Source organism: Tenacibaculum sp. Mcav3-52 (assembly GCF_022347665.1).
Taxonomy (GTDB): Bacteria; Bacteroidota; Bacteroidia; order Flavobacteriales; family Flavobacteriaceae; genus Polaribacter; species Polaribacter mesophilus.
Map to the genome: position 1 here is coordinate 14293 of NZ_JAKRGE010000005.1, position 26749 is coordinate 41041.

Annotated in this window: 22 protein-coding genes; 14 read left to right on the forward strand and 8 right to left on the reverse strand. The window is 31.0% G+C overall.

Annotation, left to right across the window (positions count from 1 at the left end; genetic code table 11):
- Position 1: 1 nt before the first annotated feature.
- Positions 2 to 1795, reverse strand: a complete 1794-nt coding sequence (locus tag MHM83_RS12980; protein WP_239180186.1) for a cytochrome-c peroxidase — start codon at positions 1793 to 1795, stop codon at positions 2 to 4.
- On the reverse strand, positions 1795 to 3255 hold the full coding sequence (locus MHM83_RS12985) for an alkaline phosphatase PhoX (RefSeq protein WP_239180188.1): 1461 nt from the start codon (positions 3253 to 3255) through the stop codon (positions 1795 to 1797). Before MHM83_RS12985 ends, MHM83_RS12980 begins: the two co-directional genes overlap by 1 nt.
- A gap of 1646 nt (positions 3256 to 4901) precedes the next feature.
- Here MHM83_RS12985 and MHM83_RS12990 point away from each other — a divergent pair.
- The 3 genes from MHM83_RS12990 to MHM83_RS13000 are packed head-to-tail and all read left to right on the forward strand — an operon-like array spanning position 4902 to position 7863.
- A complete protein-coding gene (locus MHM83_RS12990; protein ID WP_239180190.1) occupies positions 4902 to 5108 on the forward strand; it encodes a hypothetical protein in 207 nt (68 codons plus the stop codon).
- A 54-nt stretch (positions 5109 to 5162) separates the two neighbouring features.
- Positions 5163 to 7190: a tetratricopeptide repeat-containing sensor histidine kinase gene (locus tag MHM83_RS12995; protein WP_239180192.1), complete on the forward strand. Its 2028-nt coding sequence runs from the start codon at positions 5163 to 5165 to the stop codon at positions 7188 to 7190.
- A complete protein-coding gene (locus MHM83_RS13000; RefSeq protein WP_047789727.1) occupies positions 7180 to 7863 on the forward strand; it encodes a response regulator transcription factor in 684 nt (227 codons plus the stop codon). Before MHM83_RS12995 ends, MHM83_RS13000 begins: the two co-directional genes overlap by 11 nt.
- A gap of 18 nt (positions 7864 to 7881) precedes the next feature.
- Here MHM83_RS13000 and acs read toward each other — a convergent pair whose 3' ends face one another.
- The 3 genes from acs to MHM83_RS13015 all read right to left on the reverse strand — a co-directional run bounded on the left by acs (position 7882) and on the right by MHM83_RS13015 (position 11778).
- Positions 7882 to 9789: an acetate--CoA ligase gene (gene acs / locus MHM83_RS13005; RefSeq protein WP_239180194.1), complete on the reverse strand. Its 1908-nt coding sequence runs from the start codon at positions 9787 to 9789 to the stop codon at positions 7882 to 7884.
- Positions 9790 to 9881: 92 nt separating this feature from the next.
- Positions 9882 to 10223, reverse strand: a complete 342-nt coding sequence (locus tag MHM83_RS13010) for a DUF779 domain-containing protein (protein ID WP_239180195.1) — start codon at positions 10221 to 10223, stop codon at positions 9882 to 9884.
- A gap of 55 nt (positions 10224 to 10278) precedes the next feature.
- On the reverse strand, positions 10279 to 11778 hold the full coding sequence (locus MHM83_RS13015; RefSeq protein ID WP_239180197.1) for an aldehyde dehydrogenase family protein: 1500 nt from the start codon (positions 11776 to 11778) through the stop codon (positions 10279 to 10281).
- Positions 11779 to 11979: 201 nt separating this feature from the next.
- Here MHM83_RS13015 and MHM83_RS13020 point away from each other — a divergent pair, with 201 nt between their 5' ends.
- Both MHM83_RS13020 and MHM83_RS13025 read left to right on the forward strand, forming a co-directional pair.
- The gene (locus tag MHM83_RS13020; RefSeq protein ID WP_239180199.1) at positions 11980 to 12900 is read left to right on the forward strand and encodes an AraC family transcriptional regulator; all 921 of its coding nucleotides are present in this window, start codon (positions 11980 to 11982) and stop codon (positions 12898 to 12900) included.
- Positions 12901 to 12951: 51 nt separating this feature from the next.
- A complete protein-coding gene (locus MHM83_RS13025; protein WP_047789722.1) occupies positions 12952 to 13731 on the forward strand; it encodes a sulfite exporter TauE/SafE family protein in 780 nt (259 codons plus the stop codon).
- Positions 13732 to 13817: 86 nt separating this feature from the next.
- Here MHM83_RS13025 and MHM83_RS13030 read toward each other — a convergent pair whose 3' ends face one another.
- Positions 13818 to 14288, reverse strand: coding sequence for a Dps family protein (locus MHM83_RS13030; RefSeq protein WP_047789721.1), 471 nt, complete (start codon positions 14286 to 14288; stop codon positions 13818 to 13820).
- A 116-nt stretch (positions 14289 to 14404) separates the two neighbouring features.
- On the opposite strand from MHM83_RS13030, the gene MHM83_RS13035 reads away from it, so the two are divergent.
- Positions 14405 to 15346 carry a hydrogen peroxide-inducible genes activator gene (locus tag MHM83_RS13035; RefSeq protein ID WP_047789720.1) on the forward strand — a complete coding sequence of 314 codons (942 nt, stop codon included), beginning with the start codon at positions 14405 to 14407 and terminating at the stop codon, positions 15344 to 15346.
- A 39-nt stretch (positions 15347 to 15385) separates the two neighbouring features.
- Positions 15386 to 16132 carry a hypothetical protein gene (locus tag MHM83_RS13040; RefSeq protein ID WP_047789719.1) on the forward strand — a complete coding sequence of 249 codons (747 nt, stop codon included), beginning with the start codon at positions 15386 to 15388 and terminating at the stop codon, positions 16130 to 16132.
- 47 nt (positions 16133 to 16179) lie between these two features.
- On the opposite strand, the gene MHM83_RS13045 is transcribed toward MHM83_RS13040, so the two are convergent.
- Complete coding sequence (locus MHM83_RS13045) at positions 16180 to 18072, reverse strand: SulP family inorganic anion transporter (RefSeq protein WP_239180201.1); 1893 nt, start codon at positions 18070 to 18072, stop codon at positions 16180 to 16182.
- Positions 18073 to 18219: 147 nt separating this feature from the next.
- On the opposite strand from MHM83_RS13045, the gene pyrR reads away from it, so the two are divergent.
- Genes pyrR through MHM83_RS13070 form a run of 5 tightly spaced genes read left to right on the forward strand, consistent with a single transcriptional unit; the run spans position 18220 to position 21370 of the window.
- Positions 18220 to 18774 (forward strand): bifunctional pyr operon transcriptional regulator/uracil phosphoribosyltransferase PyrR, encoded by a 555-nt coding sequence (gene pyrR, locus MHM83_RS13050; protein ID WP_239180203.1) that lies wholly within the window; start codon positions 18220 to 18222, stop codon positions 18772 to 18774.
- A 24-nt stretch (positions 18775 to 18798) separates the two neighbouring features.
- Entirely contained in the window at positions 18799 to 19731 is a 933-nt protein-coding gene (locus MHM83_RS13055) for an aspartate carbamoyltransferase catalytic subunit (RefSeq protein ID WP_099213737.1), read from the forward strand.
- 2 nt (positions 19732 to 19733) lie between these two features.
- Positions 19734 to 20066, forward strand: coding sequence for a hypothetical protein (locus tag MHM83_RS13060; RefSeq protein WP_047789715.1), 333 nt, complete (start codon positions 19734 to 19736; stop codon positions 20064 to 20066).
- 41 nt (positions 20067 to 20107) lie between these two features.
- On the forward strand, positions 20108 to 20428 hold the full coding sequence (locus MHM83_RS13065; protein ID WP_073183117.1) for a T9SS type A sorting domain-containing protein: 321 nt from the start codon (positions 20108 to 20110) through the stop codon (positions 20426 to 20428).
- Entirely contained in the window at positions 20429 to 21370 is a 942-nt protein-coding gene (locus MHM83_RS13070; protein ID WP_047789713.1) for a ribonuclease Z, read from the forward strand. It begins immediately after the preceding gene.
- Here MHM83_RS13070 and MHM83_RS13075 read toward each other — a convergent pair.
- On the reverse strand, positions 21367 to 21729 hold the full coding sequence (locus MHM83_RS13075) for a CoA-binding protein (RefSeq protein ID WP_047789712.1): 363 nt from the start codon (positions 21727 to 21729) through the stop codon (positions 21367 to 21369). The two genes, MHM83_RS13070 and MHM83_RS13075, sit on opposite strands and share 4 nt — an antisense overlap.
- Positions 21730 to 21824: 95 nt before the next feature.
- Between MHM83_RS13075 and MHM83_RS13080 the strand changes: the two genes are divergently transcribed.
- Both MHM83_RS13080 and MHM83_RS13085 read left to right on the forward strand, forming a co-directional pair.
- The gene (locus tag MHM83_RS13080; protein WP_239180205.1) at positions 21825 to 24272 is read left to right on the forward strand and encodes a TonB-dependent receptor domain-containing protein; all 2448 of its coding nucleotides are present in this window, start codon (positions 21825 to 21827) and stop codon (positions 24270 to 24272) included.
- 86 nt (positions 24273 to 24358) lie between these two features.
- Positions 24359 to 26728 (forward strand): outer membrane beta-barrel family protein, encoded by a 2370-nt coding sequence (locus MHM83_RS13085; RefSeq protein WP_239180207.1) that lies wholly within the window; start codon positions 24359 to 24361, stop codon positions 26726 to 26728.
- The last annotated feature ends 21 nt before the right edge of the window (positions 26729 to 26749 follow it).

The following is a 26749-nucleotide window of genomic DNA, read 5'->3' on the forward strand; positions in this document are numbered from 1 at the left end:
ATTATTCATCCGTTAAGGCTTCCATAAAAGCGATTAGGTCTTTAATTTCTTTTTCAGACAAATTCAATTTATCTGATGGTAACGTTTGATTTGGTACTTTATATCCTAATCCTTGTCCACCACCTTTATTATAAAAATCAACTACTTGTTCTAAGGTTTCATACACCCCATTATGCATATAGGGAGCCGTTTTGGATATGTTACGAACGGTAGAAGTTTTGAAAAAGTATTTTCGTTCTTCAGTTTTAAATATATTATAAGCTCCTAAATCATCATCTAACCCTGTTTCTTTCATATTTGGAACTCCAATAGATTCTACTTCTGTTTCCGTAAAATTAGGTGGAACTGTTCCGTTAAATACAGGTGGAAAGTGACAAGTGGCACATTTTGCTTTCCCCATAAAAAGATTAAATCCGTTGATTTCAGAAGTTGTTAAAGTGTTTTCTTTATTGTTGATATTTTTATCAAACTTAGAACTAAAATCGCCTAAACTTCTAATATAATTTGCTATTGCATTTCGGATGTTAAAATCAGTTACTTTTCCATATAGATTAGCAAACGACTTTGTATATACACTGTCATTTTTTACAGTTTCTGTCAAGTTTTCTAAATTGGTATGAAACTCATTCTTGTTTTCAACAACTCCCACAATTTGCCCCTCTAAACTACCTGCTCTTCCATCGTGAAAAAAGGTTTGTTGATAAGCAGCATACGGTAAGGTTGGTGTATTTCTTTTTTGTTTTGGAAAAGTTGCTAACCCATCTGTAAAAGCCTTATCTTTAATATGACAAGTAGCACAGCTCATCACACCGTCTTTTGATAAATTCTTATCATTAAATAGTTTTCTTCCTAAAGCTATTTTTTCATTAGACATCGCCTTTTCTAACTGATGATAATCGTTAAAGAAATCAATATTAAATGTTTCTTTAGAAAATAATGAAGTAATGTTATTATTGAACGCCATAGTTAAAGGGAACTCTACTTTCCAATCTTCTGAGGTTTTTGCCAACAGCTCCAATTGTTTATGTGTATGATTTTTTATAAAATCATAGCGATTAAACGACTCAAAATTGCCTTCTTGTAACATTTTTTGAGCTGTCTGCAACTCATTTACAAAATCAGTATACAATTTATCTTTTGAAAACTCACTTTTATACGTATTTATAATAAAGAGTAAGGTTTCGTAGTTTGTTTTTGCTTCTAATAAAGATTGCTCTAACACTGGTGAATCAAAACCTGTTATTCCTACCAAAGCTATACGGGCAATTTGATCACGTAACAGCCATAAAACATGGTGTTTTTTTAAATACAACGTGTTATTTGCCGCTATTAGTTTAAGCCTACTTACTGTCTTTTTTATAATGCTCCCTACCTCTGCAACGTCAACTTCATCCTCATTTAATAACTCTTCAATAACTTGAAACCCAAAAGGGGCTCTTATTTTAATATCCGTAGCATCCTCCTCTTCAATCTTTAAAATATTAGGAGCATTTAGACTCTTGTAGTTTTCTTTATCAGCAAAAGCTAATATAGGTTCTATCAACTTAAATTCCCTTCTCGCTAACTTATACTTATTGAGCTTTTCGGAAACCTCATCAACAACATTAATTTCTTCTAAACTTAAAATGCAGTCATCAAGACGCTTTGAATAATATTCTTGAACTTTTGCCACCAAAGCTCGATTATCTAGCTTTGAATAGCTTGTTGTTTTTTCTTGTTTACAACCAATTATAGATACCAGAAAAAGACACATGATAACATGTGCCTTTTTTATTTTTTGAAAATTGTTTGTCATTATTTATCTAATCCTTGAACTACATATAATTGACTTCCTTCTTTTCTTGTTTCCGCTGCATCGTTTGCCATAGGGTCAGTAAATGCTCCTCCATCAGCAGGTTCCCAGCCATGATTTTGAGTAATTAATAAAAACGTATTGCTTACTCCAATAGTTTCAGAAACATCAATCATACCAGTAATTTCCCATGCTTTATCTTGATAAGACGCTCCGTAACCTTGAGCAGAAGCTGCAACCTGATCGCACTCTAACACTTTCTTTACCTCTCCTGTTTTCAAGTTGTATTGATATAAGCTAGCTGCGTGATTCTTTTCACCATCAAAATATCCGTTTGGATCTTCTTGAATATACGCATAGTTTTCTGTAACTACGATATTATCTGGACTATGGAAAGCTTTTGCTTTACCATCTAATTTATCTCCATCTAAAACACAGGTAATTTTTGCTGCTCCAGTAGGATCATTTTCATTTAACTCTACTTTATATACACGCCCATAGATAGTTCCTTTTCCTACTAAACCGTCTTTTTTACGACCTGTTACACAAAAATAAATTTCACGATTGTTTTTAGCAGAACCTCTTCTCCAATCAATATCTTCTAAACGAGAGAATCCCATCACTCCTTTTTCTTTAGCCTCTGCATCTAATAAATCGATATTCTTTTCGGTTAACTCAACAAAAGAAGCATTATAAGTTGTACCTTCTTTCATATCTACCTCATAAGCAATCCCTTCATCAGTTACCTTTAAACCATATAATTTACCACCTTCTAAATCTCCTCTATCACCTACATACATTCCTAATTGACCTGAAGGTACTTCATTATCTGAATGATCATCTCCAATAAATACAACAGTTTTATCTGCGTACGCATCTTTACCAATTGCCACTGCATTTTCTGTAGACCATTGTCCCATAGCCGTTAACATTTTTGGAGTACTTGCTGCTGAAACATTTTTTAAAGGATCAGTTGCAAAAACCCCTTTAGAAGCTCCTCCCCATTCTCCACCAGATAAATATAATGGACCAAAACCGTGTTCTGCCTCTGTAATTAATGAACCTGAGCACTGTGCTGTACTAGCAGTAGCATTTGCATTTAAAATATATTCACCATGTACAGGCTTAAAAGTTTTATCTAATTTAATACGAGCAATTGAATAATCTGCCTCAATATTGTTTATTAAAGTATAAGTTCCATCTGAGTTTCTCATTAACCCAGCTCCATCTGCCATAGAACCGTATACAAAGTTTGGTGTATCTTCTAACTTATCTTCAGAAGACAATAAAGGAAAAATGTTTACTCCAGAAAACTCTGATTCTAATTTTAAAAAGTTTGGAGTTTTTGAGTGTGCTTTTAATTCAATTGAATCTCCGTGACTAGGTGTACTATCAGAATCGCAAGATGTTAAAGCTATAGCTCCGCAAACGCCTAAGAACCCTAATTTAAGTAAGTTTTTCATTATTATGTTAATTTTTGTGTTATGTCCGCAAATCAACAACACTTACTTTAAGAAGCTCTTAGCTGTAGTTTAAATCTAGCTCACTAAAAGGTTACCAACTTTAACTAAACTTAAACAACTATTTTTATTCCCACCTCTAAACACTTGTTATTAAAACACAGCACTTAACTATTTATTAACTTACTTAACTCGTTTATCTTCTGACTATATAGCTTTTTTCTAATAAAAAAAGAGCGCCTTAAAAGACACTCTCAGTTTGAATATTTTACTTTGGTTAGAGTAAAAATCATTTTGTTTTTCTTTTTCTTCATAGAACTTTCCCTACGACGTGATATAATTCCCCATTTTATATCTTAACCTTATTGAAGGTCTAAATTTTAACCGAGACAAAAATAAGTCGTCTAATTTTCTTTTTGGTAAGTCAGTGACTTACTTTTAGTAAGTCACTGACTTACTTTTTCACCAAAATGAGGTAAAAAAGACCTCAAAAGCCAAAAATTTCGTTAAAACAGAAATTATTTAAAATTTTATATATTTGTTTTTTATGAAAAAAATGAATTTACATATAACACAAGAGCTTGTAAGCTCAACATGTGGTTTTCGTGGGAATCCTGATGAAGGAATCTTTCGAAACCGGACGTTGTATGTTAATTATAATGAAAACTCAGATATGATTTGATTATAAAACTAATGATATATAAAGCGTCCAATTAATTTTGGGCGCTTTTTTTATATTTTTTTTGAAAAATGGAATTTTAATTTAAACATACTAAAAACTCTTAATTGAACTCTAAGCTACTAACGTACAAAACGTTACAAAAACACTACTTATCTGGATATTATCCGGACAGTCCTTCTTTACCTTAACAACAACATAATCAACTGATTTACAACAACTTAAATCTAAAAAACACTTGTTTTATTGTAAAAATTTAGTATATTTGTACCATACTTATTAAGATACACTTAATTGGTATTATTAATAAATAAAAATTTAAAACGATGGTATTAACTAACATAAACAGAAGTATCAGCTTAGCTTATAGAAAAGGAGCAGATTACGGAACAAAAAAAGACAAGGATGTTTATTGTGGAGCAAAATATTTAATGAGGAGTTAGCAATTATTCTACACTTATATATAACAAAAAAGCGTCTTTTTAAAAAAGACGCTTTTTTTATTAAAAAACACATTTTTAACAAGTTAAAACTTGTATAATTCGTTTTTTTTCATTATATTAAGAAGACAAAATAAATGCTATGAAAACATTAAAATTGCACATACTAAATGAAAAAGGACGTTTACTCATTCAACAAGAACGCTTACTAAAATCATCTTCATTATATATAATGTTGTCACTATTTTAGAATTAAAAATCAACTAGCGTTCATTTAAAAATTGCAAACGCTTCCTTTATGACAAAGTAGAATTCCCTGAAGTCTGTTGTACTCAATAGGCCTTAGTAGTAACGCATCTTCATGAATTGATGTTTCAATCAATTTAATTCTACCTACTAACCAAACACTTGGGTTAGATGACTATTGCCTCATTTTAAAATGATGTAATACACGCGAAAATTTATTTCGATGCTATACGAGCCGCACATGCGGCTAGGAAAACTATTGTCAAAATTTAAAAATTGAAATTATGAGAACTTTAAAATTTACACTACTAATAAGCATGTTATTTTTGTTAACTACAAGTTGTACAGACTTAACAGAAGATATTGTACCAAACAGCACTGTTGATAATATTGAATTAATTCTAGATGATGGCTCAACAGACAAAACGGATCCACCAGTAGATGGGGATACAGGTGATGACGGTGACGGTGACGGAACGGGTAAAGGTTAATTCTTTTATTGCCTTAAGCATTTTGCTTAAGGCTTTTTTTTTAGCTTTGCTTTCATGAGAAAATTAAGCTTTTATAACTTCTTAGTGTTGATTTTATTACTATTACTTACAATACAATGTAAAAAGACAGTTGTAAACAACAACAATCATCAAAGACAAAATGATAGTATCATTTTTTTAATCAAACAAGCTAAGACCGAAAGTTTAAATATACACAAAAGAAAGCTATCCTTACAAAATGCCTATTCTAAAAATACTTTCATTAATAATGATAGTCTTAAAGCTATTAACCTTAGCTCCATCGCTTATGAATATTATGAATTAAACGACTCAATCTCCTTTTTTAAAACTAACAATGAAGCATTTAAGCTAGCAAGACAAATTGACAACCCTTATATTATTGGCGATGTTCATTGGAGTTTTGCTAATTTTTATAAAAAAATAAAAGAATATGAAAAAGCTTATTATCATTATAATAATGCTTATCAAAATTTCACAAAAACAAATCACATAGACTATGCAGCTATTATGCTTTATGGAATGGCTTTTATAAAAGGAAGATATAGAGATTACTCAGGTAGTGAAATTCTTACTATAAAAGCTATAAAACTCTTCAATCAGACGGAAAATTACAGAAGACTCTATTCTTGTTATAACCACCTTGGGCTTATACAATATGATATAAAAGAATATCAGAAAGCTTTAACTTATTATGATAAAGCTATAGAAAACTACAAAAAAAGTAAGAAAAAAAAATATATCGCCGTGTATAACAACATAGGTAACATATACAAAGACATCAAAAACTACAAAAAAGCTCTTTACAACTACAATTTAGAACTAAATAATAAACTTACCCCCACTCAACAAGCTATTATATTAAACAACAAAGCACACTGCAAACTCTTAATGAATGACACTCTAAATATTAAAAAAGATTTTTACAAAGCATTAGCAATAAGAGATAGCTTAAATAATAAAGAAGGAATTTTAACCTCTAAAATTCATATTTCAGACTATTATAAATATACTAAGGACACTATAAAAGCACTTCAGTACGCCAAAGAGGCTAACCTTTTAGCCAAGGATTTAAAAAATGGAAGGGATTATTTAACTACCCTAAATCAACTCGCCAATTTAGACAAACAAAATTCTAAAAAATACTTAGATCGTTATATAGAGTTTAACGATAGTTTAATTAGTGCTGAACGAAGAATACAAAACAAATTTACGCGTATTGAGTTTGAAACAGATGAATACATTGAAGAAACCGAGCGATTAAGTCAACAACGTATATGGATTATAGTAACTAGTTTTGCAGGTCTGTTAGTTCTTAGTTTATTATATTTTTTACGTGTACAAAAGGTAAGAAATGAAAAATTAAAACTAGAAGCGGAACAACAAAAAGCCAATGAAGAAGTATATGTATTAACACTACAACAACAAGCCAAATTAGAAGAAGAACGTGTTAACGAACGTAACCGTATTTCGGCAGAACTTCATGATGGTGTTTTAGGAAAACTTTTCGGTACTCGAGTAAATCTTGGCTTTTTAGCTATGCAAATGAAGCCTGAAACTCAAGAAAAACACCAAGCTTTTTTAGATGAGTTACAAGAGATAGAAAAGGAAATCAGAGATGTTTCTCATAGGTTAAGCGATAATTTTGATAGTTCAAATATTAACTTTACAACTATCTTAACCCAACTTTTAAAAGATAGAAGTACTATTGGTAATTTTTCTTATAAGTTTAACTTTGATAAAACCATTCCATGGAACGAAATTAACGAGGTTACTAAAGCTAACGTATACCGCATCATTCAAGAGGCTTTACAAAACATTATTAAGCATGCTAAGGCAAAAAATGTTACCTTAGACGCTTCTTTTAAGAGAGAAGAGCTTATTATTTCGTTAAAAGACGACGGAATTGGTTTTAATGCCGAGAAAAAGAAAAAGGGAATTGGAATAAAAAATATTACAGCAAGGGTACAAAAATTAGGTGGTACTTTAGAGTTTATTTCTAAAGAAAACCAAGGAACTACACTTGTTATTATAACCCCTTTTAATACTAAAAATGGAAAGTAAAAAATATAACGCTTTAATAATTGACGATCATCCTTTAATATCAGAAGCTTATAAAAGTGCTTTTGCCTATATCGAAAGTCAAAATGAAAATATTTCTTTTCATATTCAAATAGCAAATAACTGTGGTGCTGCCGATGAAATTATAGAAACGTATTCTTCTTCTAATCGATCTATTGAAATTATTTTTTTAGATATTAGTTTACCTCCTCTAGAAGAAAAAGGTATTTTATCTGGTGAGGATTTAGGTTTGATTATAAACGAAAAACTTCCTGAGTCTAAAATTATTATCTCCACTACTTTTAACGATAATTACCGAGTACATAGTATTTTAAAAAACGTAAACCCTGATGGGTTCTTAGTTAAAAATGACATTACCCCGGTAGAATTAGTTCATGCTATTGAAGAAGTACTTAACGACCCTCCTTACTACAGCAAAACGGTAATGAAAATGCTGAGAAATCAAGTGTCCAATGAGTATTTTTTAGATGATTTGGATAGAAAGATTTTGTATGAACTATCTATTGGTAATCGTGTAAATAAACTACCTAACATCCTACCCTTATCTTTAGCTGCAGTACAAAAAAGAAAACGACAAATGGCTAAAATATTTGAGGTTGACAATTCTGATGATCGTGATTTGATTTTAATAGCAAAAGAAAAAGGATTCTTATAAGAATCCCTTTTCACTATTTTACAATCTGTTATCAATTATACTCTGTACTACTTCTGGATTTAAGAGTGTAGAAACATCTCCTAAATTATCTAATTCATTATGTGCAATTTTTCGAAGAATACGACGCATAATTTTTCCTGAGCGTGTTTTAGGTACTCCTTCAGTAAACTGAATTTTATCCAACTTCGCTATCGGACCAATATGCTCCGTAATAATTTGATTTATCTCTTTACGTAAGTTATCTTGGTTTCTTACCTCTCCGGTTTCTTTCAAAATCACATAACCATATAAAGCATTTCCTTTTACTTCGTGCGGAAAACCAACTATAGCACTTTCTGCTACGGCAGGATGCTCATTAATGGCATCTTCTATAGGTGCAGTTCCTAAGTTATGTCCTGAAACAATAATTACATCATCTACCCTACCTGTAATTCGGTAATAGCCTACCTCATCACGAAGAGCACCATCACCAGTAAAATACATATCATCAAATGCAGAGAAATATGTTTCTTTATAACGCTGATGATTCCCCCATATAGTTCTTGCCATAGAAGGCCAAGGGTATTTTATACACAATCTTCCATCAACCTGATTTCCTTTTACTTCTTTTCCGTTTTCATCCATCAATGCTATTTGAATTCCTGGTAAGGGCAACGTTGCGTAAGTTGGTTTTGTTGGAGTGATATAAGGTAAAGGAGAAATCATAATTCCACCAGTTTCAGTTTGCCACCAAGTATCTACAATTGGGCTTTTCTTTTTTCCAACATTATCATTATACCAGTGCCATGCTTCTTCGTTTATAGGTTCCCCTACCGTTCCTAACACTTTTACTGATGAAAGGTTATGGCTATCAACAAATTCTAAATTCTCTTTTGCTAATGCTCTAATTGCTGTGGGCGCTGTATAAAATTGATTTACGTTGTGCTTCTCTACAATTTCCCAAAAACGACCGAAATCTGGATAACTAGGAACGCCTTCAAACATTACAGTTGTTGCTCCGTTTGCTAACGGACCATATACAATATAACTATGCCCTGTAATCCAACCAATATCTGCGGTACACCAATACACATCATTTTCTTTATAATTGAAAACATTTTTAAACGTATATGCTGTGTACACCATGTAACCAGCTGTGGTATGTAACATTCCTTTTGGACTTCCTGTTGAACCAGAAGTGTATAAAATGAATAATGGATCTTCAGCATCCATAATCTCTGGAACACAATCTTGATAAGCTTCTTCTAATAAAGGTGCTAACCACTTATCTCGTCCTTCTTTTAATTGAATATCTGAATTAATTCTTTTAGCAACAAATACATTTTCTATGGTAGAACAGTCTTCTAATGCTTCATCAACAATACTCTTTAAATCAATAGTTTTTGCTCCTCTATAAGAACCATCTGAAGTAATTACCATTTTTGCTTCGCAATCATTAATTCTCGTAGCTAATGCTGTTGATGAAAATCCTGCAAAAACAACCGAGTGTACTGCTCCAATTCGTGCGCAAGCTAAAACCGAAATAGCTAATTCTGGAATCATTGGTAAGTAAATACAAACTCTGTCTCCTTTCTTAATTCCGTGGTCTTTTAACACATTAGCGAACTTACAAACACGTTTATGTAGTTCTTTGTAGGAGATATGTTGAGCTTCTTCTTTTGGATTGTTAGGCTCAAATAAAATGGCTGTTTTGTCTCCTCTAATATGCAAATGACGATCGATACAGTTTTCTGTAATATTTAGCTTTGCTCCTTCAAACCATTTGAACTCAGTTTTCTCAAAATCATAGTCTAAAACGGCATCCCATTTTTTCCTCCAAACAAAATGTTCTTCTGCTATTTCTTCCCAAAATAATTCTGGATTTCTAACGGACTTTCTATATACTTGAAAATATTCTTCTAATGTTTTTACGTGGTAGTTACTCATTCTTATACTCCTTTTTATTTTAGCTTAAGCTACTAAAATAAATCATTTTTAATTGTTTATCAATTTATTAATTCTTCTTCTTAAAACATATGCTAACCTTCATCTTCCTGTTGCAATAAACGTGAATGTATAATAAAACGAACTCCTAAAGGAATTTCTAATGAAAAACTTGCTCCTCTTCCTTCAGTTATATCAATGGTTAAGTGCGTATGCTTCCAGTATTCATATTGATCTTTATTCATATAAAAGGGGACTTCATCTAACACACCTAACAGAATATCACTTTCATCTAAATACATTTCATCTTTAGGAAAAATCATTGGTGATGATCCATCACAACACCCTCCACTTTGATGAAAAATTAATTCGCCATGTTGCTTTTTTAGTTTTTCAACTATTTCTTTTGCTGCATCTGTTATTGCTACTCTTTGCATATTATATTTTTTTTATAAAATACTGAGCTTTTTAAAGCTCAGTATTTTCAAACAACTAAAAGAACCCTAACTTGTTTTTATCATACGATATCAACATGTTCTTAGTTTGACGATAGTAATCCATCATCATTAAATGGTTTTCTCTACCAAATCCTGATTTTTTGTAACCTCCAAAAGGTGCATGTGCAGGGTATGCATGGTAACAATTCACCCAAACTCTACCTGCTTTAATCGCTCTTGGAATTTGATATAATTGATGCGCATCACGTGTCCAAACCCCTGCTCCTAATCCGTACATTGTGTCATTTGCTATTTCTAAAGCTTCAGCTTCATCTTTAAACTTTGTAACACAAACTACGGGCCCAAAAATTTCCTCTTGAAATACGCGCATCTTATTGTGTCCTTCTAAAATAGTTGGTTTAATATAAAATCCATTTGCTAACTCTCCTTCTAGTGTATTAGCTTCTCCTCCACATAGCACTTTCGCTCCTTCTTCTTTTCCTATTTTAATATACGCTTGAATTTTTTCATATTGATCATTTGATGCTTGTGCTCCTACCATTGTGTTTACATCATACGGACTTTTTTGTACTATTGCTTCTGTTCTTGCCACCACTCGCTCCATAAACTTATCATAGATGTCTTCTTGTACTAAAATACGTGAAGGACAGGTACAAACTTCTCCTTGATTAAAAGCAAACAACACCGCTCCTTCAATTGCTTTATCTAAAAAAGCATCATCTTCATCCATTACACTATTAAAGAAGATATTTGGAGACTTACCTCCTAACTCCATCGTAACTGGATTTAAGTTTTTAGAAGCATACTGCATTATTAACTGTCCTGTAGTAGTTTCTCCTGTAAATGCTACTTTATCTATTCTTGGGCTTGATGCCAATGGTTTTCCTGCTTCTGGACCAAAACCATGAACTACATTAATAACTCCTGGAGGAAAAACATCGGCTATTTTTTCCATTAACAATGTTGCTGATGACGGAGTTTGTTCTGCTGGTTTTAATATTACACAGTTACCTGTAGCCAATGCTGGTGGCAACTTCCACGATAACATTAAAAGAGGAAAGTTCCAAGGAATAATTTGCCCCACAACCCCCAAAGGTTCTTTAATGTTCATTGATAAGGTATTTTGATCAAGCTCTGTTGCACTTCCTTCTTCTGCTCTAATGGCAGCCGCAAAATAGCGCCAATGATCTACTGCCAAAGGAACATCAGCATTTAATGTTTCTCGTATTGGTTTTCCATTATCACAGGTTTCTACTAATGCAAACTCTTCTAAATTTGCTTCAATTATATCTGCTACTTTATTTAGCAATGAAGCTCGTTCTGCTGCTGAACTGTTTCCCCAACTTTCCTTCGCTGCATTGGCTGCATCTAAAGCTAGTTCTATATCTTCTTTTTGTGATCTTGGATATTTTGCTATGATGCTATTATCAACTGGAGATTTATTTTCAAAATATTCTCCACCTAAGGGAGATACAAACTTCCCATTGATAAAATTTGCATACATGTCTTTAAATTTTGGTTTCGTGTAACTCATAAAACTTTGTATTTTTGTTCTTTACTTAAATTAACCATCCCGAAATAACACTTCTCTAATTAACATATATTAAAAATGAATATTTCGTAATTTTTGTAAAATTAAAATATCATATAGTCAATATATTGAACGTATTTATTAAATTGTAACACATATCTATTATCTCAAAAAAAGGATAAATAGATTTTTGTACTATTGATTATGAACCATTTATTAAGTCGACATAAAGAAAGTAGAAAACTTACTACTTTAATAGAGAACAGAACTACGTATAATGCTGAATATGCTGAGTTGAATATTTTTGAGACTCATAAAAGTGCTGAACAGGTTTCTTTGACTTTTGATTTTCCTGTGATTGCAAGTATGCTCACTGGAAAAAAAGTAATGCATTTAGAAGGTATGGAACCTTTTGATTTTTTCCCTGGTGAATCTGTGGTAATGCCAACTAATAAAGAAATGATTATAGATTTCCCCTTGGCTGAAAAAAATAATCCTACTCAATGTTTGGCTTTAGGTATTGACTCTGATAAGATTGATGAGATAGTAGATAAGTTTAATCACAATATTACTATAGAGCGCGAAAACAATAATTGGAAATTAAACGAAACTTCTTCTCACCTTGTTCATAATACGGATATTAATCATTTAGTTGGACGTTTAGTACATACGTTTACCGATCAAAACAAATCTAAAGACATTCTTCTTGATCTTATGATACAGGAATTGATTGTTAGATTATTACAAACGAAAGCTAAAGCTTTTATCTTAAACGATCCTTCTGACACGCTTACAGACACCCGCATTGGTATGGTTATTAAGTTTATAAAAAACAACCTCACAAATAAAGATATTACTGTAGAATTGTTAGCTAAGAAGGCTTGTATGAGTACATCTCATTTTCATAAAAAGTTTAAAAACACCTTAGGAATTTCTCCTATTGACTACATAAACTCTGAAAAAATTAAATTTTCTAAAAAACTTATAAAACAATCTAAAAACCTACGAATCTCTGAAATAGCCTACAAATCAGGTTTTAATAACATTAGCTATTTCAACAGACAATTTAAAAAAATGGAGATGATTACTCCTCAGCAGTTTAAAAAGTCTTTTATAAAAGAGTAAATCAAATCATCAACTTTTTTCAAAAAACTTTTATAGCTACATTTGTTTGATATGATGATATCTCTTTTTCTAGATGTTTTAAGTACTAATTTGTACATAGTCTTACTCTTTTTTATTGTGGCTGTTCTATACTCTTCTGTCGGATTTGGTGGTGGTTCCAGTTACTTGGCTGTTTTAGCACTCACTGGCTTACTTTTTACACAAATAAGAGCTACAGCATTACTTTGTAATGTAATGGTTGTTACAGGTAATGTTTTACTTTATATGCAACAAAAACAATATAATTGGAAAAAGGTTATTCCGCTTACTTTATTTAGTATTCCTATGGCTTTTTTGGGTGGCTATTTACGAATAAGTCAAACTTTTTTCTTTATTCTTTTAGGTTTCACACTACTTTTTGCTGCTATTACCATGTGGAGTTCAAACAAAGTAGTTACCAACAGCAATAAAACTACCGATTTAAACATAGCAAAAAATGCAGGTTATGGCGGAATTATTGGTTTTATTTCTGGAATGGTTGGAATTGGTGGTGGTATTTTCTTAGCTCCGTTACTTCATTTAACCAATTGGGACACTCCTAAAAAAATAGCTGCTACAGCAAGCTTTTTTATTTTAGTAAATTCTATATCTGGATTGATAGGTCAATATGTGAACCCTGAATTTTCTATCGACTGGAAGCTTACTTCTATTTTATTAATTACTGTTTTTATTGGTGGTCAAATTGGTAGTAGAATGAGTAACCAATTCTTTAATTCCACACAACTGAAAAAAGCAACCGCTATTTTGATTGCCTTTGTGAGTATTCGGATTTTAATTAAGTATTTATATTAGCCAACTATTCATATTATTTTCTTCTACATAAAAAAAGCAACGTAAACACGTTGCTCTTTCATCCCCTAAACATAGATAACTATTTCTTAGCCTAACCAAGCATTCATCATCCACAATGTTTTTTCTTGTTCTGCAATAAAGTCACTCATCATTGAGTTCGTTCCTTCATCTTCTGCTTCATCAGACAAATCAAGAATTAAACGTTCTATTTTTAATAGTTCTGATAACGAATCAATAATTAATTTTACTGCTTCAACATCATTTGAAATATTTTTTCCTACTGGTACTTTTGATACACTAGTGTAATCTTCAAAAGTATGCAATGGTGTTCCTTGTAATGTTAAAATACGTTCTGCTATTAAGTCTACTTTTTCTTGTGCATCTGTATAAAATTCTTCAAACTTCATATGCAACTCAAAAAAGTTTTTTCCTTTAATATTCCAGTGTAAACCTCTTGCATTTTGGTAATATACTTGAAAGTTTGCTAATAAGGCATTTAACTCTTTTACTAAGTTTTCAGTTTTTTGTTTATCTAATCCTAAAATTGTAGTTGACATATTGTTTTGATTTTAAGTTTTTTACTTTTTCTATTACAAATTTAAGGCAAGTTTTAACAGTTTTACTATAAACGTAATCGATTGTTTTAATATCTTTATCAAAAATTATTATTGAAATGACTATAACACAATTAAAATATACACTAGCCGTTGCTGAATATAAAAACTTCACCATAGCTGCAGAACATTGCTTTGTCACGCAACCAACGTTAAGTATGCAAATTCAGAAATTAGAAGAAGAATTAGATGCTAAAATTTTTAATCGTTCTAAAAAACCTATTGAATTAACTGAAGTTGGTAAACGTATTGTAGAACAAGCTAAAGTAATTGTTGATGAAAGTAATCGTATTATTGATATTGTACATCAACAAAAAGGCTATGTAGGTGGTGAGTTTAGACTAGGAATAATCCCTACAATTATGCCTACACTACTTCCTATGTTTTTAAAAACATTTAGTAAGAACTACCCTAAAGTTCAATTAGTTATTGAAGAATTAACTACAGAAGAAATTGTTAGAAAGTTAATGGATGGTTATATAGATGCTGCTATTGCTGCTACTCCATTAGAAAATGAAGCCATAAAAGAGCGTGTTTTATATTATGAACCTTTTGTAGGTTTAGTTCCAAGTGAACATCGATTATTTAAACAAAAGAAATTAAAAGTTGATGATTTAGAAGTTGATGATATTTTATTGTTAGAAGACGGACATTGTTTTAAAGACAGTGTAATTAATCTTTGTAGAACTAATAAAAGAAGCTCTACACATCACTTTCAGTTAGAAAGTGGAAGTTTTGATACATTAATAAAGTTATCTAAAGACGGATTAGGAATGACCTTACTTCCTTATTTAAATACGCTGGATTTAAATGAACGAGACAAAACTCATTTAAGAGAATTTGAATCTCCATCTCCTGCACGTGAAGTTAGCTTGATTTATCACAAATCGCAATTAAAAATGCAATTGATTGAAGCTTTAAAAAGTACTATTGACAGTGTAATTAGAGGCGCTATTGCTTTTAGTGATGTAGAAATTATAAGTCCACTTCAGAAAAAATAAACCTCATTAAGCTAACATTTTAAAATAACTGACCTAGCTATGGGATGGAAAATATCATGCGTAATTATTAACTCTAACAAAGAAATAGAGAAAGAAAAACTCTTAAATAGTATCGGTTTTCATAATCTAAAAAAAATAGTTCCTAAAACGTTTGAAGAGGTTATGTTACCTCCTGGTAATACCGTTTATATTACAAAATACAAAGGAAATTGGATAATATGTGAACAAGAATTACCCATAAAATCATTTGAAGAAAACACTTCCTATGAGGAAAATACACTATCTGATTTTTTCCCTGATACAGAAATATGTTCTATTGCTCTTCAAAGCACTGTTAATTTTTGGGGATATTCTGTTACTAAAAATAATCAAAAATTAAGGGTTAAAGGAGGAACATCAGAACTAGGCACCTTTATTGATTTCGGTAAACCTCTTAAAGAGGAAGAAAAACTATTATCTAAGTCAAAAATAGATGAAAATGGAAATAGGTTTTATAATTTCGATGAATTTACTGAAGGAGAATTTACTGAAGATCAAGTAGGTGAAAATTTTGTATTTGAGTTATGTACAAGGTATTTTGGAAAGCAATTGGATTCAGATGATGAGTTATTATTTGATACTAATTTCGAAGGATATAGTTTTTCAAAAACACCTACTAACATAAGAAAAGTTTCTTCTCCTCTTGATAACTTAAATAAAAACACCCAACTAAACACGAAATTCCTAAAGTATCTATTATTTATAGTTGTAATAATCATTATATGCCTAATTCTAAAAAACACATAAAAAATCCCGCTAATAGCGGGATTTTTTATTTTTTATCGCTCTGCGATTTAAAAACTATATTCTGATAAAGGTTTTGGAAAATCTTCTGGATTTGCAGCTAAGTGATAACGAGGGTCATCTACTGCTTCTTCAATAACACCTGCAAAAATCGGGCTTGCTTTATATAACAATACCTTACAATCTTCACTTAAATGTTTTAAGGTTACCTTCTTCCCTGCTTTTTGATATTTTTCTACTAATATAAAAATAGCTTCAATAGCTGAATGGTCTGAAATACGCGATTCTACAAAATCAATTTCCACGTTAGCAGGATCATTTTTAATATCAAACTTTTCGTTAAAAGCAGTAATACTTCCGAAGAATAATGGTCCCCAAATTTCGTAAATCTTAGTTCCATCTTCTTTAAAACGTTTTCTCGCTCTAATTTTTTTTGCATTTTCCCAAGCAAAAACTAATGCTGAAATAATTACCCCAACAAATACAGCAATTGCTAAATCAAAAATTACAGTTACCGCAGATACTATAATTAATACAATTGCATCCGATTTTGGAATTTTATTCATAATTCTAAAACTAGACCATGCGAACGTATCAATAACCATCATAAACATTACTCCTACTAAAGCTGCGATAGGTACTTGTTCAATATATTTATCTGCAAAAAGGATAAAAATTAATAAAGTAACCGCCATCATAACTCCTGATAAACGCCCTCTACCACCTGCGTTAATGTTAATTACTGTTTGACCAATCATACCACAACCACCAGTTCCTCCAAACAATCCACTTAACATATTTCCAGCTCCTTGTGCTACACATTCTTTATTACCATCACCTCTTGAATCTGTTAACTCATCCACTAAATTCATCGTCATTAACGTTTCAATCAACCCAACTGAAGCTGCTAAAAAGGCATACGGTGCAATAAACTTTAATGTATCTAAATTAAATGGCAAATTACTCCAAAGTTCTGCTAAATTCATTTTCTTAGAAATTTCATCAAAACCATTTAAACCAGCTCCTCCTCCATCTCTAATAAAATCTCCAACATTTATAGACTCTAATCCACCGAAAATAGATACAAACGTAACAATTAAAATAGCTGTTAACGCTGCTGGTACTTTTGTTGTTAATTTTGGAAGCAACCATATAATTAGCATCGTTAACAACACTAACCCAACCATAGTATATAGCTTTGTTCCTTGTAAAGTAGATTTTACTACCCCACTATCTTTTACTGAATAAAATCCGCCATTTTCAATATTATAAACAACTTTTTTTGTTTTTGCATCAAAAACTTGTGTTTCTGATTTTACAAAAACTTCCTTGTTTGTTTCATTATTAATAATTGAATTTCCTTTAATTGAAAACAATGCAGCACTTGATACTAGATCTTGTACCTCATTATCTGCAACTTTATACACCAACTCTTTCGATTCAGTTTTACGCATATTTTGACCAAAAATGTCCTTCTTATTTTCTTTGAACATTCCTAGTTGAGCTATAAAAATAACTATAGCTAAACCATTTACGAATCCCATCATTACTGGATGTGGAATTAACCGAACTAATTTCCCTAATTTAAATACTCCTGCTAACACTTGAATAACTCCCATTAAAACTACAGCTGCTAGTAAATAAAAGTATCCCATATTTTCTACAGGAGTATCAAACAGCAGTCCTTTTGCATGTCCTTCCTGTATCATGTTTACAAAAATTACTGCCACAGCACCAGCTGCTCCTGAAATTAAACCAGGTCTTCCTCCAAAAATTGCAGAAACAATCCCTACCACGAAAGCTCCAAACAAAGCTACAATAGGACTAATTTGAGCTACGAAAGCAAAAGCTACTACCTCTGGTATCATTGCTAACGATACCGTAATACCTGCTAACGAATCGTCTTTTATATTAATCTTCTTACTTTTAATGTATTTCATCATAATTTCTAAGAGTCTTTTGTAAAAATGCGCAAATGTAAAGATAATTTTATAGACCAAGTTTTAGCTTTCATTAAGTTTAATTTTGTCAGCGTAAATTTTTGCCTTAATTTTGAACGTTGAACTATCAAACCAATTTGGTAGCAACAAATGAGCAGAAAAACACTACTTACTTCGAAAGAAATTGAAATCATTCTGCATCGATTAGCGTGTCAGTTAATCGAGAATCACAACGATTTTTCTAATACCGTTTTAATAGGATTACAACCTAGAGGCTCTTATTTAGCTAATCGATTGGCTAAATTATTAAGAGAAGAGTATCAAATTAAAGGTCTAAAATTAGGCTTGTTAGATATTACCTTTTATCGTGATGATTTTCGCAGAAGAGAAGAACCATTAGAAGCCACCTCTACACAAATTAACTTTTTAATTGAAGGAAAAAAGGTGGTTATTATTGATGACGTATTATTTTCAGGAAGAAGCGTTCGAAGTGCTTTAACAGCACTACAATCGTATGGAAGACCTGATAATATTGAGTTATTAGTATTAATAGATCGTCGCTTTAGCCGTCATTTACCTATTCAACCTAATTATAGAGGAAGACAAGTAGATGCCATCAATGAAGAAAAAGTAGTTGTGAACTGGCAAGAAACTCATAAAGAAGATACAATTTACCTTGAACCCAAGCCCTCAAAGCTTGATTAGTTATGATTAAAAAAACAAACTAAAATGAAGCAGTTAAGTGTTGAACATTTATTAGGAATCAAATACCTTAACAAAAATGACCTTGAGCTTATTTTTGAAACTGCCGCTCATTTTAAAGAAGTCATTAACCGACCTATAAAAAAGGTTCCTTCGTTACGTGATATTACCATCGCTAATTTATTTTTTGAAAATAGCACACGTACAAAGCTTTCTTTTGAATTAGCTGAAAAACGTTTATCTGCTGATGTTATTAATTTTTCTGCAGGGCAATCTTCAGTAAAAAAAGGAGAAACTTTAATTGATACTGTTAACAATATTTTGTCGATGAAAGTTGATATTGTTGTGATGCGACATTCAAATGTAGGAGCAGGAATTTTCTTATCAAACCATGTAGATGCTAAGATTATTAATGCTGGAGATGGCACACATGAACACCCGACCCAAGCATTATTAGATAGTTTTTCTATGCGGGAAGCTTTAAATAGCGACTTAAAAGGAAAGAAAATTGTAATTGTAGGTGATGTTTTACACTCACGTGTAGCTTTATCAAATATTTTTGCACTACAATTACAAGGAGCTAAAGTAAAAGTTTGCGGACCTAGTACGTTAATTCCTAGATACATTTCTAGTTTAGGAGTTGAAGTGGAAACAAATCTAAAAAAAGCTTTAGAGTGGTGTGATGTTGCTAATGTATTACGTGTGCAACACGAACGTATGGATATAAAATACTTTCCATCAACTAGAGAATACACACAGCTTTTTGGTATTAACAAAGAAATTTTAGATAATCTTGGCAAAAAAATTGTCATAATGCACCCTGGCCCGATAAACCGTGGTGTAGAACTAACAAGTGATGTTGCCGACAGTGATCAATCAATTATTCTAAACCAAGTAGAAAATGGAGTTGCTGTTCGTATGGCAGTTATTTATTTGTTAGCACAACAAATAAAAAGATAGTCATGAATATAACTGATAAAACTAATTACACCCTAGTAACTTCTGATGAAAAAACATTTTCTGACTTCTTTGAAAGCTTTGAAAATGAACATGTAAACCTTACAGATAAAAATTTAATTGTTGTAATTTCAGAAGAATTTAACCCCTCTAACAAAAATATTTTACTATTTTTGGAATACGCAGAAAAACATCAAAACAATGGCACATCTTTTGTTGTTATATCTAAAGATGTTACTATTGATGATTTTCCTGAAACTTTTAACATTGTTCCTACTTTAATTGAAGCAGAAGATGTTATAGAAATGGAAAACATTCAGCGTGATTTAGGTTTTTAACCTTTAATTTTAATAATTATCCATCCCCTAAACGATAATTTATGATAAAAAAAATACTTTTTATAACTTTTTTCTTAACTATTTCTGTTGCTTTTTCACAAGAAAAATCAATTAATAAGTTAATAGCATCTCCTAACCCTTTTACGAACAATACTACTATTTACTTTAATGCTAAACATAGTCAAACAGTTATTTTAACTGTTAGAAATGTACTAGGTAAAACTGTTTATAATAAAGAGCTTAAAGTGGTTAAGGGACGTAACTCTTTCCCTTTTCAACGTAATGATTTAAAGTCTGGTATGTACATTTATGCAATACAAAGTAATAAAGAAATAATTTCAAAACGCTTTGTAATCAAATAAATGAGTTTACACTTAACTGTTTTAGGTTGTCATTCTGCTACTCCAAGAGCTAATGCCTACCCTACCGCTCAATACTTAGAAATTAACAATCGTCATTTTTTAATTGATTGTGGAGAAGGTACACAACGCCAAATGCGAAAATACAAGGTTGGTTTTTCAAAAATAAACCATATTTTTATTTCTCATTTGCATGGTGATCATTTTTTTGGTTTGGTTGGACTCATCGCTACTTTTGGGATTCTAAACAGAGAAAAAGAGTTACATATTTACGGCCCAAAAGGCATAAAAGAAGTGACAACACTTCAGTTAAAAATTTCAAAATCGTGGACTAAATATCCTATTATTTTTCACGAATTAGAATCAAAAGAAAGTGAGCTTATTTTTGAAGATGATAAAGTTTCTGTAAGAACCATTCCTTTAAATCATAGAGTGTATACTAATGGTTTTTTATTTACTGAAAAACCTAAACTTAGAAAGTTACACATTGAGAATATTCAGCAATATAACGAAATAGAAACTTGTGACTTTCATAACATTAAAGCTGGTAAAGACTTTACACTCTCTACGGGTGAAGTAATTCCTAATGAAGAGCTTACAATTGATCCTCCTAAACCTTTAAGTTTTGCTTTCTGTAGTGACACTGCCTATAAACCAGACATTGTTCCTATTATTAAAGATGTAGACTTGTTATACCACGAAGCTACATTTTTAAAAGACAGAGAAGATTTATGTGATAAAACTAAACATTCTACTGCAGAACAAGCAGCTTCTATTGCTAGTAAAGCAAATGCAAACAAATTAATTATTGGGCATTATTCTAGCAGGTATAAAAACATTAACGATTTTAAAATTGAGGCTCAAACAGTTTTTAAGAATACTGAATTAGCGGAAGCAGGGAAACGATATAGTACTAATTCTTTTCCTGTTGAAATTTTAAATTAATACTGCTTTGTTGATAGAAGTACCAAAGTACATGCTATTTCACTCTCAATACCATTTTCCTTTAACAACTCCATAAGCTCAATATTTTCGGTTCCAGGGTTAAAAATCACTCTGCGAGGTTGTAAGTTAATTATATACTCATAATAAGATTCCTGTCGCTTTGGATTTAAATATAAAGTTACAGTATCAATATTTTCGAAAAAAATATTTTCTGTTTTAATAGCTACATCTGCAACAATTCCTTTTTGTAAACCAATTGCTACAGTTTCTATTCCATTATCTCTTAGCCTTTTAATAGCTATATTCGAATATCTAGAGGATTTTAAAGAGGCTCCTAGTACCAAAGTTCGTTTTTTCATTTTCTGTTAATAATACGTTAAACTCTCTTAAGTTAAGTAACAAAGTTAGGTAATAAAGAGTCTATTAAGCATCAAAACAATTCAAAACAACAAAAATGAAAAACATATTACTAATACTTTTAGCTGTATTTACTACAAGTATTTATGCACAAATGCCTAAAAGTAGCCTACCCAAACCAGGAGTAATTTCTGGTAAAGTAGTCGATCAAGCAACCAAGCAACCTCTTCCCTATGTAAATATTATAATCAAAGATATTGCCAAAAAAATTATTACTGGTGGAATTACTGATGACAATGGCTTATTCTCTATAAAAAATATACCTGAAGGAAATAGTATTGTTGAAGTTCAGTTTATAGGGTATAGAACATTCTCTAAACCTATTTCTGTAAGTCGTAAATCAAGCAATGTTAATTTGGGCACTATTCCTCTAGAGGAAGATAGCACTACTTTAGATGAAGTAGAAATTAGAGCAGAAACTTCTTCAGTAACTCAAAAAGTAGACAGAAAAGTTATTAACGTTGGTAAAGATTTGACCTCAGCAGGAGCTACTGCTTCTGATTTATTAAATAACGTACAATCTGTAAGTGTTGATAGCCAATCAGGTAACATTAGTTTGCGTGGTAACGAAAATGTACGTGTATTAGTTGATGGTAAACCTACCAACATTCCTGCTTCTGAATTATTAAAACAAATACCTTCATCATCTATTAAAAGTGTTGAGTTAATTACCAATCCTTCTGCTAAATACAACCCTGAAGGAATGAGTGGTATTATTAATATAATTCTTAATAAAAATGCCAATATGGGCTTTAATGGTTCTATAAATACTGGAGTTGAAGCTGGTCATTATGTTCGTTACAATGCTTCTACAAACATGAATTACAAAACAGGAAAAGTGAACTTTTTTGGTAACTATGGCTTTAGAGGTGGTGATAATTACAATTTTGGATACATTAGTAGACCTGGAGAAAATTATCAAGACTTTATTTTTCAGAATGATGATGAATCACATTTATTTAAAATTGGAGCAGACATTTATTTAGATGATAAAAACACTCTTTCGCTTTACACAACTCAAAACTGGTTTAATGTTTTTGCTAAAGGACGTGCTATAATTACAGATAATAATGGTAATTTAATTGAACATTCACCTAATACTCAAAACAATGATAGTCATAATCAAACCTATAATGTAAATTATAAACATGATTTTGAAAAAGAAGGACATAACATAGAGTTTGAAGCTAACTATTCTAAAAACAATGCTCCAAACTACTTAAATAATTACTTCTTAGAAGGTACTCAACCTGATTATTTCAATGATATTAATAATGATAGAAAAAGTACATTATTAAATTTAGATTATACAAACCCTATTTCTAAAAATGGTAAACTTGAGTTAGGTTTAGAGTATCGAGTAAATAATACCGACAATGTAAACCTAACAAACCAACAAATTGTATTAGAAGATATTAATGGAAATAAAACATATAGAGATGTAGGAGATTCTTATTTTACTTATGACAGAGATATTTATTCTGCTTACATAAACTATGGTCATAAGTTTGGAAAACTATCTATGCAATTAGGTGCCCGTTTTGAGCAATATAAAATTGAAGGAAACTTTACAGGACTAGATGAAAATGGTGATGTAAAGAAAGATAAAGTTACTGATGATATTTTCAGCGTATACCCTTCTGCTTTTTTTACTTACAATCCTAATGATGCAGATCAATTTCAGTTAAGCTATAGTAAAAGAGTTGATAGACCAGGAATACAGCAAGTAAACCCTATTAGAGAATGGAGTACTCCTTTAATTACTTCTGTAGGTAATCCTGATCTTGTTCCTCAATTTACAAACTCAGTTGAATTTAATTATACAAGAAAAATAAAAGGTGGTTCAATAACATTAGGAAGTTTTTATAGAAACATCACTGATGTAATTAATAGAGCTACTTACATGGATCCTTTAGATGAAACAAACACTAGGCAAATATTAACTTTTGCTAATTTTGATGACACAGACGCTTACGGTTTAGAATTTTCTGCTAGTTATAAGATAGCAAAATGGTGGAGAGCAAATGCTAGTATGGATTATTATTCTCAAAAGCAATTTGGAACTACTGATTTAAGCGACCCGAACTCACCAACTATTGAAGTCAAAACAGATATTTTTAATGCTCGTATAAGTAATAGTTTTACAGTATCTAAAAAATTACGTTTACAATTGTTTGCAATGTATAGAGGTCCAAGAGAAGACATTCAATGGAATGTTGACCCTATGAAAATGGTAAATATTGGTGCTAATTATAGTATTCTTAAAGGAAAAGGAAATATTAACCTTAGAGTAAATGATATCTTTAACGATATGAGATTTAAGTTTAATTCTGAAAGGCCTTTTGTTCAAAATGGACGTTTTAAATGGGAAAGTAGAACTGCTTATATTGGATTTAACTATAGATTTGGTGGAGGAAAAAACAAAGCTCGTGCCAGAAAACAACGTGATAATAATGAAAAGCAAGGAGGCGGAGGCTTCATGTAGCATTACATTTCTTTAATTATTTAAAAAAAACGAAGTTAAATACTTCGTTTTTTTTATTTTTAGCAGAATTTCATTCCCTTCAATATATGAAAAGATTGCTAATATTAATTTTATTCCTAAGTACTTATTTGAGCCTAGCTCAAAACCTACAGGTTACAGGAACTATTTTAGATAAAAAAAATAACCAACCAATACCCTTCGTTACTATTTCTTGTAAAAATACTTCTGACAAAATACTTACTGGTAGTATCTCTGATGAAAAAGGGAATTTTAAAATTGAAAAACTTCCAAAGGAAAATTTACTTTTAACTTTTCAATTTATTGGTTACAGAGCTTTTGAAAAGAAAATTGACTTAAAAAAGAATAGTAAAATAGGAACAATTTTACTCGAAGAGAACACCACACAGCTAGATGAAGTTGAAATACAAGGAGAAACTTCAGCCTTTATTCAAAAAATTGACAGAAAAATTATTAATGTAGGTAATGACCTAACAGCTACTGGAACTACCTCTTTAGAAATGCTTGAAAATATTCCTTCAATAGATATTAATCAACTTTCTGGAACTATAAGCTTACGAGGAAATGAAAATGTTAGAGTTTTAGTGAATGGAAAACCTTCCAACGTAAATACAGCTCAATTATTAAAACAAATACCTTCTAACTCGGTAAAAAGCGTTGAGATAATTACAAACCCATCAGCAAAACACACTCCTGAAGGTATGAGTGGTATTATCAACTTAATCCTTAAAAAGAACACCAAAATTGGTTTTAATGGTAGTATTATTGCAGGTATTAAGCACAGTAGAAACACCAAACCCGACATAATCTTAAACACCAATTACAAGGCAGGAGTTACTAATTTTTATCTAAACTATAATACTAGTTGGGGCGATTATGAAACTTTTAATAACTTAACAAGAGTAGACAGTAATCTGTCTCAAAACCTTTACTTTTTAAATAATTCTGAAAATCATAACATCAAATTTGGAATAGATATAGATCTTACAGCTAAAAGTATTTTATCTATATACACTTATCAAAATTTCGATAACAATAGTTTAATAACGAATACACTAGTAACCGAAAACAATTCTTTGACTTTTGACAATAGAAGTTTTTCTAATTACAATCAAAAAAATGAAACCTATAATGCTGATTATGTTTACAATTTTGATGATAAAGGACAGAATTTAGAGATTGAACTTAATCACTCTCTAACCAAAAATCCTGAAAAAACGACTAACGAAGAGTTTATAAATCCCAGTTCAAAAGAATATAATTATACAAATGACATTAAAGACACACGTAAACTTTGGTTGTTGAACATTGATTATATAAAACCTATAAAGTCAGGAAAACTAGAATTAGGATTTGAATTTAGAAAGCAAGATTTTTACAATCTAATACTTACCGATAGAGAAAACATAAATGATTCTGCTTCTCTTGAACCTATAGGAAATACAACGTTAAATTATGATAGAGATATTTATTCAGGATATATAAATTTCAACAAGGAGTTCAAAAAAATTTCAATTCAGACAGGTTTAAGATTAGAACAATTTTACCTAGATGCTCTTTTTTCGAATACAGAACAAGGAAACACCACTTTAAAAAATAATATTTTTAGTTGGTATCCTTCATTATCAATTCTATACAGCTTTACTGAAAAAGATAAGTTACAACTTGCCTATAGTAGGAGAATTGACAGACCTTCTGCATATCAGATAACACCAATTCAAGAGTGGTTTTCTCCTCTAACTATATCAAGAGGAAACCTTAATTTACAGCCGCAATTTACAAACTCTCTAGAGCTTAATTATACTAAAACAGTCACTAAAGGTTATATATCATTCGGAACATTTTATCGAAGAACAAATGAAAAAATTGGTCGACTATTGCAGCAAGATGAACAAAATTCAGACAAAGTCATTACTTCGTTTACCAATTACGATTATGCAGATAGTTATGGTATTGAACTTTCTTCTAGTTTTAAGCCAAAAAAATGGTGGACACTCAATTCTTCTTTTGAAACGTACATTCAAGACTCTCAAGGTGTTTTAAATGGTAACTTTGAAACGGTAAAAAACACCTTAGTAAAAGGACGTATAAGCAACTCTTTTAAAGCTTCAAAAAAACTGAGCTTCCAGCTATCAGGTATTTTTAGAGGTAAAAGTAAAAACATTCAGTATTCTATAGAACCATATACTATGATTAATGCCGGAGCTAGGTTAAAGCTATTTGACGGTAAAGGAAGTATTACCTTAAGAAGTACTGACATTTTTAATAATGTAAATTTTGATTATACATCTAACACCCCTTTTATGCAAAAAGGAAAGTATACACTAGAGTACAACTCTGTCTACCTAGGATTTTCCTATAATTTTGGAAGTGGAAAAAACAAAAGTAAAGGCAGAAAATACAGAGATAATAATGAAGCACAAGGAGGTATGTTTTAATAAAAAACCCGAAGTTAATAC